This window comes from Vibrio sp. 704, assembly GCF_033339295.1.
The window spans coordinates 246,619-261,629 of the sequence record NZ_JAWOUH010000001.1 but is presented as its reverse complement, the minus strand read 5'-3'; the positions used below and the strand labels follow the sequence as shown (position 1 = coordinate 261,629).

The window sequence follows — 15,011 nt, the reverse complement described above, 5'->3', positions numbered from 1 at the left end:
TTAATTAGTCGTAAATTGCTTTCCACTCTTCATACTTCTCAGGTAGAAGATCCTTGCTTCCAAATAACCGATGGAGTGTTTTTCGAATTAGGTCTTCTAACTGTGACGATAAGTGGGGTTCCCAGCTCGCGAGATTAAACGCTTTTTGTACTTCCCACCCCTTCTCAAGATACGGCAAACACAAAGGGTATAATCCAACAGACTGGTAAGCTGCTATCAATTGCAAATACAGCATGAACTGCCCACGTCCCGAGCTATCCAGCTCAAGTTTGCGGGCAAGCTCTGCGGCACATTCCCCTAGATTTTCTAGAGTGATATCCTCCATTGGCAGCGAGTCTTCCTGCGAAATCACAACCGTTTGAACAACGGGTTGAGAAGTCGAAGAAGTAGTATCTTGAGTCGATAACCAGCTCAAGGTCGCTTCATCTGCAAATGGTATAGAATTCTTAAATGAGAGGTGCTCGATGCCCTCTAGCGATTCAACAAAACGCGTCACTTCTTGTTTCACAGCAAGCGCTGCATCATCAAAGCCCAAGTTATTAAGCATCGAATACACGAAGTAATGGCCCGTCAGCCAAAACGGCGCATCCGTTAATGTGCGCTCCAAACGCTTAATGGTGTCGATGTCGCTTTCTTGTTCAGCTTTATCTCGGTATTCCGCTTGTTGATCGGACGACACTGCCAAGCTCAAAGGCGTTTGATTATTTTGGTGGTCGGGTAGACCATCAATGTCATCCCAAGTCAGATGACGATAAATCCGGTAAGCCAGCGGATCACTTGGGTTCGCATGAAGCATGACTTCCGCAACCTTCTTCAAGGTGCGCTTAGAAGCTGTCGGCGAAGAGAAGTCCGTATCGACATCGACTTCTTTTGCTACCGCTTTCTTAACTGGCGCAGGTTTAGGGGCCGGCGGAACCGCCTTCACCGGTGCGGTTTGCACTTCATTCTGCGCTGGCGTTTCTTCGGCAGCAGACTGCGTAGCTGGTGCAGGCGCCGCTTGTTCAACGTTAACGACTGCATCATCGCTCTGCTCATCAGCCGCCGCTTGTTGAGATAAAACATTGAGTTGAGTGCGAATCTCAAAGAAATCCGCTTCTGAGTCTTGATAAACCTCGTCGTACTGACGCTGCACTTCTTCAATAGTCGAAATGCAGTTTGATACCAAATCCCATGACTGAGCACTTTCCGCTAACTTGCTGCTGACCAGTTTAAACTGATGGTTCAACCATTCGACCGCGCCATCTCGACCCCGCTTTCGGGAAGGATACAATTCAACGCCAAAGCGACTTAACGCCTCACTAAGCAGCTTCAGACCTTGTTCAAAGCCTTGCAGACCAAACTCTTCTGTTAGCGCGCGAACGAGGTAACAAATGGCTTTTAAGTCTTTACTGTGGTGCTCTAGAACTTCAGTCGCGTGCGTTTTTACCACGCTCCAATCTACTGTTTCGCCAAACAAGGAACCGAATTTCTTCACTTCGGATTCCATCATTTCATAGCAAAACTCGTAACGGGCATCGTTACCCACTGGAGATTCATCAGAAATAGGATTAAGCAGACGATCGATATCAATGTTGGACAAAGTTCACGTCTCCTTCAGTCAAGTAATCTCTCAACGCACGCGCTACCGCAATTGCGCCATTTGCTGGCTTAGATAATCGATGGCTCTGCTCTATCGCATCCGACGCCATGCTATCTAGAATTTTCGTGATTTCTGTAAATTTACTTGGTGCATTCCGTTCTAAATCGGCAAGGGATTCATGTAGCTTTTGTTTGTCGTAAACGGATTGCTCCATCACGGTGCTAAACAAAATAAATTCGCTTCTTGCGACGATTAAATCTTTTATTTTTTTGTCTAGTTCTGGCGTATTCCCGAAGTAGGCTTTGGCTAATTCAGCTTCTTCAATTGCTTTGGTGTAAAAGTGCGCCTCTGCATGTTTATCGATGGAGTCATTAATATTTTCCATCACAGCCTTTGGTAAGATTTGGTTGTAGAAATAGGCTTGTGACTGGTTTAACAACCATGCCTCTTTCATTTCATTTTCTGCGAGCTTAGCTTCACCATCTAAAATTAAGCGAGCAATCTGCTTATCTCGACTGCCAGCTATGGCAGATACTCTCATGGAATCGATAGACGCGACATTTAACCCAGACATCACTTTAGTCAACGCCTCATCTGCATATGGAAACAGGGCACCGTCACGAACAAGGGTTTCTCGCAAGGTGACAAGCTCCTTACGTAATTCGACTAATGCCATTGGTAAGCCATCCGCTAACGATTGATACGACGTTAACTGAGCCTGTTTTTCTTCATATAAATTCGAGAGGCTTAACTGCTGAGCTTGATATGCTGTTCGATAAGCTTCTGTCATATCAATACTCTGAGTAGCTTGAGACAATTCTTCTTTGATTTTCCATGGAGGCTGAGCCAAAAAAGAAGCCGTTTCAGAGGGCGTAATAACGTGAGTTACAGTAGTGACACCTCGGGAAAAAATGGCATCCAATTGATCTTTATTCTGTTGATACAAATAACTTCCTGCTGTTGCCAGCACACTCAACACTAAGCTCGCCTCTAATATTTTAAAGCGACCATACGCCGTTTTATCATTTGGCTTACAGTGTGTAAGCAGCAAATCCGCGTTACGCAAGCTACTGAAAATTGGTGCGTTAGAATTTGAGCTAATTGATTGCGTATCGATTCGCGCTAACTGTTGAGCAAAAGAAATAGCGGTATAGCCATGCCCTCTTGGTTTGTTGATGACTTCTTTCAGCAATTTCCAAATATGAACCGGGATCAAAGCTGGACGCTTTCGGTCTTTTAACTGCTTATTCCAAGCATCACCAAATATTGAGCCTAAAAATAGATGTCCAGCGAGCAAAGCGAGAGAGTAAACATCATCTTGCGGTTCCGCGATGCCAGTTTCTATATAAAGAGGGGAAGCGTAGCTCAAGCTTGCTTCTGCGTAAGGTTCTGTCTCTCCAATGTAACGAGCAGCGCCGAAATCAATGAGCTTAACGTAATCGCCTTCACTCACTAATACGTTAGATGGTTTAATATCAAGATGGCAGATACCTCTTGTATGCATAAACTCTAGAGCGCCAGCGAGTTGATACACCAACCAAGCGATGTGGTCGTGGCGGAAGCCTTTAGAAGAATGACGCTCCATTTTTTCTGCCAGTGATTCACCTTGGATCCACTCGTACATCAAATATGGGCGTTCGAATTCGTTGCCGATTTTTACAAAGTTAGCAACGCTAGGGTGTTGAGAAAGCTCCAGCCTGCTCGCTTCGTTAATCAACATTTTGCTCGCAAATTCTGGCGAGTCATCATTGATAACTTTGCAACAGATTTGCTTCTCTGGCTGCCCTTTTTTTGCAAGATGGTAAACCGTTGTCTTACCATTTCTAGAAGGAAGCTTGTCTAATACATCAAACTGTGAAAAAAGCACGTACTCAAGCTTCGGCTTATTTTTTTCTGCTAGCCTTTGCTCATTCAGTTTCTTTTTCTCAATAGCTTTAACAACCAACTGATCGATATATCCTTTGGCTGTACTCTGATTATTAGACACTTAGTACTCTTTCATAGAATAAATATTATTAGAGTTGAATAATATTTTCTTGAACGTACTTGTATCAAGGTTGGTATTTAAAACAAACAGTAAGCCTATTATTTTAGTTATTATTACTAACTTATTAGACCTTTTTACTTACGCTTTCACTGCATGAGTTATACGCTTTTTCGTGTTACAAACTTCAACCTAATAATATGAGTATACTTTCATTGCCATTTGATCGATGAGTGCCCACTAACATTGCAGTAATTGGAGAACTCCTTTGTCACCATGAAAGTCGAACATTAACAACGTAGTTGGTTGCTTAAAGTGGTGCTCTCTGACCGCAAAGGCAATTAAAGCGAGAGAAGAACAACTGCCCATTGTGCCCCACAACTCATTGATAAGCTGCGGTTGTTCTGGGTTCGTGAATCGTTCTGCTTTAGCCCCCAGAGCAAAACCGTAATCTTCCGAATGCATGCGCAGGTTCGTCATATCGGAATACACTTCACCAAATGAATCGAGCTTTTTACTCGCACGTTGAACAAGTCGAAACATGCCTCTTCGGTCTGAAGTGTTTAATTCCGTATCAATGTAGCCAAGCTGCGCTTGAGGCTTAAGTTTCAATGTTTCTACGGTGTTTTTTCGACAAAGAATTAAACCCGCCCCACCCTCGCTCGGAATAACGCCCCATGGATTATTGGTACTCATTACCATCGCATCGTCGATGAGTGTTTGCATCGAACTCACCAAGGAATCGACACTGATACACATCATAGCATCATATTTATCCAATGATTTCATGGCCTGGAGAACGAAACTGGGCCCACTGGCATGAACAGCATTCACCACAGAGAGAAATTCAGCATAGTTACTTTCACCAAGCCATTCTTGCACCTTTACTAGTGAAACAGACACAGGCACCGCTATAAGCAAAGGTATTGGTCTCAATGAACGTGGTAACTGTGCTAACAATGAATCAAGCAAGTGGGTGATTAACTCACACGTTTTCTCAAACTGCTCACTTTCTTTGGTGTATTCGATTTTGGCGTAAGTAAAACGCTCGATACCATCATCCCCTACACATTGGTCGAATCTTCCTAAGTCAGCATACGAAACTGCACTAGCAATATCTAAATTCATACCGGTTGGCGTCATCACTTCCATCCCTAGCACGTAACGGCCTGTTGAATTATGCATGCTCGCTTACCTCTTCCAACTTAGTGATGGATGTCGACACCAACAAATGCTCCTTGCCCTGACAAGGAAACGCAGCGGTGTAACTGATTGATATAGTTTTCTTTTCCGCATCAACGAATAAGGTGTACATCGCCATATCAGCTTGATAACTTTGATCTTTGAACGTCGCGATCGCACTGTATTTTTCTTTAGGAATTCGAAATGAAAGCGTGTCATCATGACAAAAGCCACTCATCATCAAACGCTCCCCCCCACGAAGGAAGCCTTTGCACTGTTGATCAATAGGCGCGCTTTGGAAGAACCGCTTATCAAAATCGAGTGGCAACATTGGCTTGCGATTCTCAATCCAATCGTCATCGAACGTGCCGGCCAGCTTCTGGCGCGACTCAAAGAACGGAGGCACTGGCCCGAACCCCGCAACGCGTAGTTTTTTCGCGGCGGCACTCCAGTCCTCTCGGGGATAAAAAATCGAGGGTACTTTCTGTTCAAGCAATTCTTTGTTGGAGTCGGCAACCCCACCACCTATTCGGTTACGTAAATCACCGCCTACCGCGCAAGTGTAATCAATGTCTTTTTCAATAAATGGGACTGGATTGCTCAGCGTGATACTGCCAGCATGCTCAACCCATACGCGTTCCCCGTGAATAGCGAGAGTCTTATCGATATGACCATCAATCAACACGCGACACTCTTGGTATGTCACTGGCTTTTTCGCGTAACTGCGCGCTTTACCGTAAACAAGTACATCTGTATTGTCTTTGGTATACGCGAATTCGTGGTCAACTTTCATCGCAGAGAAGCCTTCTTCGCCCAAATATTGGGGATCATCGAAGATTTCACTTTCACCTAATTCGTGCCAAACCACACCATCGAATTGCCATGTGCGTTTGGCGACCACAACCCACACTTCATCGCCGTTTTCGTCACGTTGAAAACGACCTTTAAGTGATAGCTCAGGGTGCGCCTCAATATCCCATAACTGCATTGCTATTCCTTAAGTTGAATCGTTCGCTCGCAGAAGGTGCGGCCTTTAAATTGTTAAAGTTCCAGTCTTGTTGATGAATCGACATTGCCATATCCCAAGGCACGTAGGCTCTGGATTGAATACAGATTTGGCGCCATAGCCAGTCGCGGAACAGCACATCAACGTTAGAATCTTGCATCGCAGCTAACGTAGACTCGAAGCTCAATGCGTAACCCAAGCGGCTTGGTAGATTTTGGATATATTTTTCATCTTCCACCCACTCATTGAGCAGATCGACGATCTCTTCCCATTCATACTCGACACCAACATCTTGCGGAGTCAGAGGAAGAAGCTTTCCGTAGACGACATACAAGGCTTGAAGCCAAATTTCACCTTCAGCTTCCTCCAGACTTTCCAAGTGCTCGATGATTTGGGGCACCAGTTTCCAATCACCACTCAGCGCAAAATCAACAGGTGCTAATGAAGAAGAGATATCAAACGCCTCAAACTCTTTTAACTCAAGCAACTTGGCGTAAGTGAGCACTTGCGCTGATGGTAATCTATTTGGTTCGATGCCAAAGCACTGACGGAACCAAGTGCCTCTGTCACGTTTGGTAATCAAACGTTCAAATAGATATTGTTCGCTGCCTGCATTGTCATTAAGCCAATCAATCCCCTCTTTTACGTCTTGTAAAACGAGCAGTGGCAAAGCAACTTGAGAGCTAATGATGCTGGCTTTGTGCCAGCGCTTGATGAGAGAAACACTTAATGTTTGACGTACACGTAAGCATTCAAAGTAAAACGCACTGGATGTCGCATTGCCCTCAATAAGCTCCGAAAGCGTGCTATCCATAGATTCAACCGGAGATTGTACGGCAATGACCATTGCGGTTTTAGCGTCAATATCTTCGAGTAAACTCAATCCGCACAAAAGGTTATCCAACTCTGAGCCCAACTCGCCCTGTAGCATCAGCCAGCTGTAGATTTCTGGCTCCTGGCCTCTTAGCTGATGAATCAACCCCGGTGCTAGCCGATAAAACGACAAGTACACCTGCTTCAGTTCTTCAATTTGGCGTTCGATCAGCTTGAGATACGCCAACTCACGACTTGGATAACCCCTTTTGTGAATTTGAACTCGCTGCCTGATTAAAAACCCGATACTTTCAGAAGCAATGGACAGCTTTTCATTACAGAAATCCAGCCATGTTACTGGCAACTGGGAAAGGTCATTCACAGCGCGATCAGCTTTTGCTAACGCGCCTTCGACTTCTTGATTGGTTATGGGTGCCTTTAGGTGCTCGACACCGATTCTTTGTCGCATCTAGTTATCCGTTATTAGCGTGCCATAACGCGATTGCAATTAGTTAATACAAAGTAATTAGTTAATTGCGATCGTTCCGCCTTGAATTTTTTGTGCTTTTTCTGCTTGAGAAGTGACGTACTTCGCTTTAGTGGTAATTCGTCCATCGCGCCCGCTATAGCGAGTTTCTGTCTCACCACTTTTGACTACCAACTCTTGTTCTGTCTCGATAACCATCTTCTTCGCTCGCAATACAAACTCGTCAGAGTCATCCAGAATGGAGAAGAAAATGTCCGTCACAAGAGGCAAGCTTAAGTCGTCGTTCAAAAATTCAACTCGACAACTTAATCGATTATCGATAGCCATTTGCAGCTCAGAACGACGAAAGCCACGTCCTAGTCTCGCAGTGAGTGGCTGCTTAAATGGGTTACCATCAAAATCAACTCGCACACTGCCCGTAGACTCATTGATAGCCACTATTCTTCCAAAACGCGAAAAGCAAGCCGTTGATTCGGCTTGCTGCTTTGATATTACTTCTGTTGTAAGAGGTTGTTTTTCCATTGTTAGTTAACCACTACGTTGCCACCTTTCACGACGACTTTGTCACTGCCTTCGATCGTAATAGCCGAGCCTGATAACTTTATTGAACCATCACTGTTCATCACTAAAGAGGAACCACCCGTTTTCAATACAATCTTGTCGCCACTGATAATTTGCGTTGCACCATCAGCTTTATAAGCGGTGTTCCCTTTCACTGATACCGTTAAGTTGCCACCAACCGTCTGGTTATCATCCGCACCAATATCTGAACTCCTAGACGCACCGATAGTAAGGTTACTGTTTTCGCCAATATCTAAGTCATCATTTTTACCGATCTTAGTCGTACGGTTATCACCAATTTCTAAGTCAGAATTGTTTTTCACATACTGGGCTTCGTTCGCGTTGTATGTGACGGTAACGTCTTGCTCGACTGTCTCGGTAAACGTACTGTTTACTTGTGTCGTTTTATGCCCATTAATGGTTTCTTTATGGTCACCATGAACTTCATTCGTTTGGTGACGTGCAACCTTCAAGAATTCATCTTGACCGATATCACGGTAACGGTTGTTGAGCACCTTGGTCGACATGTCTTTTTGAGCGTGAATATAGACTTCTTCTTGGTTCGCTTCGTCTTCAAAACTCAACTCGTTGTAACCTGTTCCTTTGTGCGTTTGCGTGCGGAACGTGGTACGAGTTTTGTTTTCTGGCAAAGAGTACGGTGGGAAATGCAAACCGTTGTAAACTGCGCCCGTAACTAACGGACGATCTGGATCCCCCTCAAGGAAAGTCACTACGACTTCGTGGCCAATACGCGGCAAATAAACTGCGCCCCATGTTGGCGCCGCCATGGATTGGCTTACACGAATCCAACAGCTTGAATGTTCGTTGTTATCACCGTAGCGATCCCAATGGAACTGTACTTTCACTCGACCAAGCTTGTCGGTGTAAATCTCTTCACCTTCTGGTCCTACAACAACCGCCGTTTGAGGGCCATCCACTACTGGTGCTGCTAGTTTAGGCGCTTTAAACACCACATCACGTGGAATACACGAGAACTGGTTGTAGTAAGTGGTTGGCATACCACTCGCTTCATCTTCATGCACTTGCGGATCTTGACCTGTGTGCATTACAGACAACATGAGGTAATCGCGGTTAATCTCAGAACGCGGGTGGTCACTGACGTTAAAGCTGTAACCAGATGCTAAGCGCATTACGTCACTCGTTGCTTCCACTTGTTGATTATCGACTATGTGTTCCGACATCCACTCCGTGGTTCTCACCTGACCCATCAGCGGGTCAACGTATCGTCCAGGATAATCAAACTGCTTGAGATCTTGGTCTAGCTCGCCAGCCTGTGTCATCTCTTGTGGAATTTTAGGGTGTTCGTAGTTGTAATCTGTGTACGTAACCTGTCCTGTTCTAACGCGGTTAACTAACTCGAGATCAGAGATATGTTCGCGATCGGCAACACCGCCACCATCGGCATGATAAACAATCGGCCCAATGTAAGAAGCATTTAGTGGCGAGCTTATCAAAGGTGCAATCGCGTCATTACTGTCGACAATGACCATCGTATGATTTGAATCGCTATGGTCAAAGTAATACCACATACCGTGTTCAGCCATCATACGCTGCACGAAGTGCAAGTCAGACTCACGGTATTGCAGAACGTATTCTTTTGGAGGATAAGTACCCGACACTTCAAATCGGTAATCGGTGACTGCCCCATCATCGAGTACTTCTGTGATGATGTCTTGCGCTGACTTTTGCTGGAAAATACGACAATCTTGGCGCTGAGATAAGAACCAAGCTTGAGGAACCAAGACTAATTGATAACGAGAAAAACGACGTCCAGTTCCTAAGTAACGCACTTCATTCACCACGCCGTTGAACACACGCGCAGCCCCAACACCTTGTCCGTAAAGTGTCAATGTTCCTGCTTTACGTATTAACTCATCGAACGAGATATCTGGATCAAGTGAAAGTAATGAGAGATTGATGTGGAAAGGCTTAGATAACTCTTCATGAACATGAAAGCTCTCGACCCGAAATTCATGCCCACATCCAGGCACTTCAAATTTAAATTCTACGTCATTCACCATATCTTTTACCTGATACAAATAATCGAATTAGGGCCAACAATCGTTGGCCCTGAATCTTTACGCGACGAGCAATTAAGCTTCGCGTGGAGCACGCCAGTCGTCGTTACCCGCAGTACCACAGTTTTCGTGAGTTACTTCGATCGCACGGTAAGTGAACTTAAGCACTTCTTCTGTCACGCGGTCAGCTGTTGCTGCGTCTTGACAGTGGTTCATACGAGTTTGGATATCGACAAGTAGCGCATCAATCAATTTGATTGAGTAGTAGTGCTCTTGTTTACCTTGAACTGAAGTGCGGTAGAAGCGGATCACACACTCAGGAAGTTTTTCGCCAGATACTAGTGCGTTGAATAGTAGTGGAGATGAGCGATCTTGAACTTTAGTTACAACAAGTGGACGGTGTACACGTTGACCAGTTGGCTGACCACTTTGTGGATCACGTGGAACTGTTAGCACGTGATCAAGTTCTTGTACTAGGAACTCATCAACATGAGCTTCTTGCCATGTGTTACCTACTGAATCTGCAGAGTAAGTATCTTTAGTAATATGGCCTTGAGTCTCACCTTGGATAGACATATATGCTGGAGTTGGCATCGCTATTTCCTTTTCTAAAATCTGTTTTGTTTAAATCACCAAATCGCTTATCACCGCGACTACTTGGTATAATCAAAGTCCGTGCCAACTTTAAAAACACAATAAAAACAACAACTTATACAAATTAAGGCATTATTCACTAATATCTTGAGTACAATTTATTGGATAAAAAACCAAAAAGTTGGATTAAGATAATAATAAATTGTTCTAACTTTAAAAAGTGAAAACAACCATATAAAACCGTGTAAATAAAGTCATTAAAACTAATAAATCCGACACTTTTACTATCAATTAATTTAGAATAACAACGCCATTAAAATAACCACAAACATTAATGTCACAATAATCATTAAAAATAACCAACAAACGATAGTCAAAATATCTTGATAAAAAAAGAACGCAATCACTTTTAGTATAATAGCCGCTACCTCTTTTCCTCTAAAGAATAAAATGGCTATGATAAATATAAACCTTTCTTCATTAATTCAGCGTCTACACCCGATTGCAAAAGTAGCATTAGAAGACGCCGCTGCACTTGCAGTCTCTGAAAAAGCAAACGAAGTTCAAATTGAGCATTATTTACTGAGTCTATTAGAAAGGCCAAATAGTGATTTTGACGTCTTATTAAGTCATTTTGATTGTTCTGAGAACTTATTAAGACAATCGGTTCGATCCACACTCGACACCAACGCCAAAGGAAATGGCAGCAAACCTGTTTTTTCTGCGTTATTAATCGAATGGTTGCAAGAAAGCTGGCTGGTTTCTTCTTTAGATCTATCCGAAACACAAATCCGCTCTGGTGCCTTACTCCTTACTCTTGTTAGCAACCCTCTCCGTTACGGCCAACATGGTTACGCCTCTATCCTTGAAGCGGTAAACCCTGACAGCCTTAAGCGTAACTTTGCAGAACTAACAAGCCACTCTATTGAGGCGCAAGTTGCTAATTCAGAGAAAACACAAGCTCGTGAGGATGGCTCAGCACTGAGCAAGTTCACGACAGACTTCACTGGTAAAGCACGCAAAGGCGAAATCGATCCTGTTTTCTGCCGTGACCAAGAAATCCGCCAAATCGTGGACATCCTTGCTCGTCGCCGTAAAAACAACCCTATTGCTGTTGGTGAACCGGGCGTTGGTAAAACCGCAGTAGTAGAAGGCTTGGCACTTAAGATTGTACAAGGTGACGTACCAGACAACCTCAAAGGTGTTGAGCTTTACGGCCTGGACATGGGTCTTCTGCAAGCTGGTGCAAGCGTAAAAGGCGAATTCGAAAAACGCCTAAACGCAGTATTGGATGAAGTGAAAAACTCGCCAACCCCTATCATTCTATTCATCGATGAAGCACACACCCTTGTTGGCGGTGGTAACCAAGCAGGCGGCAGCGACGCGGCAAACTTGCTAAAACCAGCCCTAGCGCGTGGTGAAGTGAAAACCATCGCTGCGACAACATGGTCGGAATACAAGAAGTACTTCGAGAAAGATCCTGCTCTTGCGCGTCGTTTCCAATTGGTGAAACTCGACGAACCGTCTCCTGAGCAAGCAGCATTGATCATTCGTGGTCTGCGCCCAGCATACGAGAAGTCACATAACGTTTACGTGCGTGACGATGCTATCACTGCTGCGGCAGCACTTTCTGCTCGTTACATCTCTGGTCGTCAACTGCCAGACAAAGCGATCGATGTACTAGATACGGCGTGTGCACGAGTGAACATCAGCCTTAATGCCATTCCTGCTTCTGTAGAGACACTGCAACAAGAACTTGCAGCTCAACAGCGCGAGCTTGAAGCACTTGAGCGTGATGCTCTGCAGCAAACTGGCGACAAGCACAGCCTTGCTAACATTCCAGACCTAAAACTGGCAATGGAAACAACGAAAGAAGAGCTAGCAGAACAAGAAGCGCAATGGCACAAAGAAAAAGAGCAGATCCAAGAGATGATTGCTCTACGCTCTCGCTTACATGAACTGGTCTTTGGCGAAACAAATGAAGAAGAGCTTGCTGCAGACGAAGATTCAGAACAAGAGCAAGACGTTTCTCCATATGCAGAAATGGATGAAGAAGCCGTTCGCATTGCAATTTCAGCCTGCCAAGAACAGTTAGACGCAATCCGCAGTGGTAACCCGCTGGTTCACTTTGAAGTGGGTCCAGATGAAGTTAGCCATGTGATCTCGGACTGGACTGGTATTCCTATGGGTAAGATGCTTCAAGACGAAGCAGAAACCACGCTAAAACTGAAAGAAAGCCTAACACAAAGCATCAAAGGCCAAGAATACGCTATCGATGCCCTGTCTGAAGGCATTCAAACTGCGAAAGCTGGTCTAGGTAACCCAGACGCACCAACAGGCGTATTCCTGCTGGTTGGCCCAAGTGGCGTGGGTAAAACCGAAACGGCTCGTGCGATCGCTGATCAAATGTTTGGTGGTGAGCGCTTTATGACGACCATTAACATGTCTGAGTTCCAAGAGAAGCACACGGTATCTCGCCTAATCGGTTCACCTCCGGGTTACGTAGGTTACGGTGAAGGCGGCATGCTGACAGAAGCGGTTCGTCAACGTCCATATTCTGTTGTTCTTCTTGATGAAGTGGAAAAAGCCGACCCTGAAGTGTTGAACCTGTTCTACCAAGTGTTCGACAAAGGCACGCTGAACGACGGCGAAGGCCGCACAATCGACTTCAAGAACACGCTGATCATCATGACCAGTAACCTTGCGACGCATGAGATCGAATCTTTGGTTCATCAATCCAAAGACATCGATGCAAACATCATCGCAGAAGCTATTCGCCCTACTTTGAACCAACACTTCAAGCCGGCGCTGTTGGCACGTATGTCAGTACTACCATTTGTTCCGCTGTCTGATGAAGCAATGACAGAAATTATTCACCACAAGCTGAACAAAGTTTCTCAGCGTCTACAGAGCCATCACAAGTTGTCTCTGAGCTACGAAGACAGCTTGGTTGAGTTCGTACTAGGTAACTGTCGCCTTGCTGAAACGGGTGCGCGTAACATCGACGCGGTCATCAACCGTCAGTTGCTGCCGCAACTATCGACTCAGCTATTAGTGCATGACAAGGATGATTCACATACGCAAATCGAAGTGTCTGTCGATGAGCAAGGAACACTAACCTATGCGTTCAGCTAACCATAGCGAACTTAGTAACGCCCTACTTGCGATCAGTCAGTCTTTGGCTGATCGCAGCCAGCTTACCCAAACGTTGGATGCTGTGTTGACTGCTGCGAGACAAATGACCCTCGCAAAGCACGGCATCATTTATGTGTTGGACCAGACTGGGCAGGCGTTGATTCCAAGTACCGCTCACCATAACGATAAAACTATCGTTTCCCATCCTTGGGATGCATTACAGTTAGACTCAGCCAGTGAGAACGATCCATTTAACTTTGCCATTCGTAATGGTGAAGTGGTGTTGATTAACGAGTTGTATAAGTACAACGGCTATGACTGCGAAAGCATCTATCAAACTGAGCAGACACTGGGATTAAAAAGCGAGAACTTACTGGCTTGGCCTTTGATTGATAGCGAAAGCAAAACCATTGGGCTGTTAGTCTTACTCGATTTAAGTGTTATCGACAATGAAACTGCATTGACTGAGTTTTGTCGTATGGCCGCGAGTAATATTCGCCAAGCTGTGTGGTTAGAGCAATACGGGCAAGTGATTAAAAATCTCAATGCCGACAATCAAGCCCTAGTGCGCGAGAACACTCAGCTCAAAAAACGTACCCAAAAAACCTATCAGGGTCCTATTGCAGAGAGCGAAGAAATGCTCAATGTATTGAATCGTCTTGATAAGGTGCTATCTCTCCCTGTCGACGTTCTATTGCGTGGTGAAACGGGAGCCGGTAAAGAAGTGATCGCGAAATACATTCACGAAAACTCTAACCGTTCAGAAAAGCCTTTGATCGTACAAAACTGTGCGGCAATTCCCGAACAGTTGTTAGAGTCTGAACTGTTTGGGCATAAGAAAGGTTCATTCACGGGCGCGGACAAAGACAAAGTCGGTTTGTTTGAAGCAGCCAACGGCGGCACGCTTTTCCTAGATGAAATTGGCGATATGCCAATGCTACTGCAGGCAAAGTTACTGCGTGTACTGCAAGAACGCAAAGTTCGCCCTATCGGTACCAGCAAAGAGATTGAGGTGGACGTTCGCGTTATCGCGGCAACGCACTGTAACCTTATGCAGCAAATTAAAGATGGTGGATTCCGTGCCGACTTGTTCTATCGCTTGAATGTCTTCCCTATTACATTACCACCACTGAGAGCACGCAAATCGGATATTATTCCCCTTGCCGAACATTTCGTGCAACACACAACCAACACGCTAGGTTTGCCGCAAGCGCCAGGGTTAAGTGCCAATGTACGTAAACAGCTCCTTGCCTACCAATACCCAGGGAACGTGCGTGAGCTTAAGAACATCATTGAGCGCTCGGTGCTACTGTCCGATTTTGAAACCATTACTCACATTGAGTTTGGCGAACAAATCCCAGAAGATGTACCAAGTATTGACATGAAAGCAGCTTCACCTACCCCAGAGCAACCTGCTTACGAGCAGCAAGCACAAGCGGATTTAGAAGACGTTTCAAAGAGCCTTAAGGACGTTGTCAGCCAATACGAGCGTACAGTAATCATCGATTGCTTAAATGCCTGCAATTGGCACACCAAGAAGGCCGCCGAGCAATTGGCACTTCCAATGAGCACTCTCAACCATAAGATGAAGAAATACGACATTTCTGCAGCGGGTTGATGGGGCTTAAAAA

Annotated in this window: 10 protein-coding genes; 2 read left to right on the top strand and 8 right to left on the bottom strand. The window is 45.0% G+C overall.

The genetic code is table 11. The annotated features are described in order from the left end of the window. Window positions 1-4: 4 nt before the first annotated feature. The 8 genes from tssA to R7R24_RS01015 form a co-directional block, all read right to left on the bottom strand. Window positions 5-1,579, bottom strand: coding sequence for a type VI secretion system protein TssA (gene tssA, locus R7R24_RS01050; protein ID WP_005373383.1), 1,575 nt, complete (start codon window positions 1,577-1,579; stop codon window positions 5-7). Beyond that, window positions 1,566-3,566 (bottom strand): serine/threonine protein kinase, encoded by a 2,001-nt coding sequence (locus R7R24_RS01045; protein ID WP_191115761.1) that lies wholly within the window; start codon window positions 3,564-3,566, stop codon window positions 1,566-1,568. Before R7R24_RS01045 ends, tssA begins: the two co-directional genes overlap by 14 nt. A gap of 237 nt (window positions 3,567-3,803) precedes the next feature. Beyond that, window positions 3,804-4,748, bottom strand: a complete 945-nt coding sequence (locus R7R24_RS01040; protein WP_017633759.1) for a hypothetical protein — start codon at window positions 4,746-4,748, stop codon at window positions 3,804-3,806. After that, window positions 4,741-5,733, bottom strand: a complete 993-nt coding sequence (locus R7R24_RS01035) for a DUF2169 domain-containing protein (protein WP_191115762.1) — start codon at window positions 5,731-5,733, stop codon at window positions 4,741-4,743. Before R7R24_RS01035 ends, R7R24_RS01040 begins: the two co-directional genes overlap by 8 nt. Continuing rightward, window positions 5,714-7,033, bottom strand: coding sequence for a hypothetical protein (locus tag R7R24_RS01030; RefSeq protein ID WP_191115763.1), 1,320 nt, complete (start codon window positions 7,031-7,033; stop codon window positions 5,714-5,716). Before R7R24_RS01030 ends, R7R24_RS01035 begins: the two co-directional genes overlap by 20 nt. Before the next feature lie 57 nt (window positions 7,034-7,090). After that, entirely contained in the window at window positions 7,091-7,573 is a 483-nt protein-coding gene (locus R7R24_RS01025) for a hypothetical protein (RefSeq protein WP_017633762.1), read from the bottom strand. Window positions 7,574-7,575: 2 nt separating this feature from the next. After that, window positions 7,576-9,654 carry a type VI secretion system tip protein VgrG gene (gene tssI / locus R7R24_RS01020; protein ID WP_136976736.1) on the bottom strand — a complete coding sequence of 693 codons (2,079 nt, stop codon included), beginning with the start codon at window positions 9,652-9,654 and terminating at the stop codon, window positions 7,576-7,578. Between the two features lie 72 nt (window positions 9,655-9,726). Further along, window positions 9,727-10,245, bottom strand: a complete 519-nt coding sequence (locus tag R7R24_RS01015) for an Hcp family type VI secretion system effector (protein ID WP_005373415.1) — start codon at window positions 10,243-10,245, stop codon at window positions 9,727-9,729. A 456-nt stretch (window positions 10,246-10,701) separates the two neighbouring features. Between R7R24_RS01015 and tssH the strand changes: the two genes are divergently transcribed. Further along, window positions 10,702-13,380, top strand: a complete 2,679-nt coding sequence (gene tssH, locus R7R24_RS01010) for a type VI secretion system ATPase TssH (protein WP_054577877.1) — start codon at window positions 10,702-10,704, stop codon at window positions 13,378-13,380. Next, a complete protein-coding gene (locus R7R24_RS01005; protein ID WP_054577787.1) occupies window positions 13,367-14,998 on the top strand; it encodes a sigma-54-dependent Fis family transcriptional regulator in 1,632 nt (543 codons plus the stop codon). The genes tssH and R7R24_RS01005 overlap by 14 nt, the downstream gene beginning before the upstream one ends. Window positions 14,999-15,011: the final 13 nt, after the last annotated feature.

Bases quoted from the DNA above. Each gene is read 5' to 3' on its own strand.
- R7R24_RS01040 (WP_017633759.1), bottom strand. From the start codon at position 4,748: ATGCATAATTCAACAGGCCGTTACGTGCTAGGGATGGAAGTGATGACG.
- tssI (WP_136976736.1), bottom strand. From the start codon at position 9,654: ATGGTGAATGACGTAGAATTTAAATTTGAAGTGCCTGGATGTGGGCAT.
- R7R24_RS01025 (WP_017633762.1), bottom strand. From the start codon at position 7,573: ATGGAAAAACAACCTCTTACAACAGAAGTAATATCAAAGCAGCAAGCC.
- R7R24_RS01005 (WP_054577787.1), top strand. From the start codon at position 13,367: ATGCGTTCAGCTAACCATAGCGAACTTAGTAACGCCCTACTTGCGATC.
- R7R24_RS01015 (WP_005373415.1), bottom strand. From the start codon at position 10,245: ATGCCAACTCCAGCATATATGTCTATCCAAGGTGAGACTCAAGGCCAT.
- R7R24_RS01030 (WP_191115763.1), bottom strand. From the start codon at position 7,033: ATGCGACAAAGAATCGGTGTCGAGCACCTAAAGGCACCCATAACCAAT.
- tssH (WP_054577877.1), top strand. From the start codon at position 10,702: ATGATAAATATAAACCTTTCTTCATTAATTCAGCGTCTACACCCGATT.
- R7R24_RS01035 (WP_191115762.1), bottom strand. From the start codon at position 5,733: ATGCAGTTATGGGATATTGAGGCGCACCCTGAGCTATCACTTAAAGGT.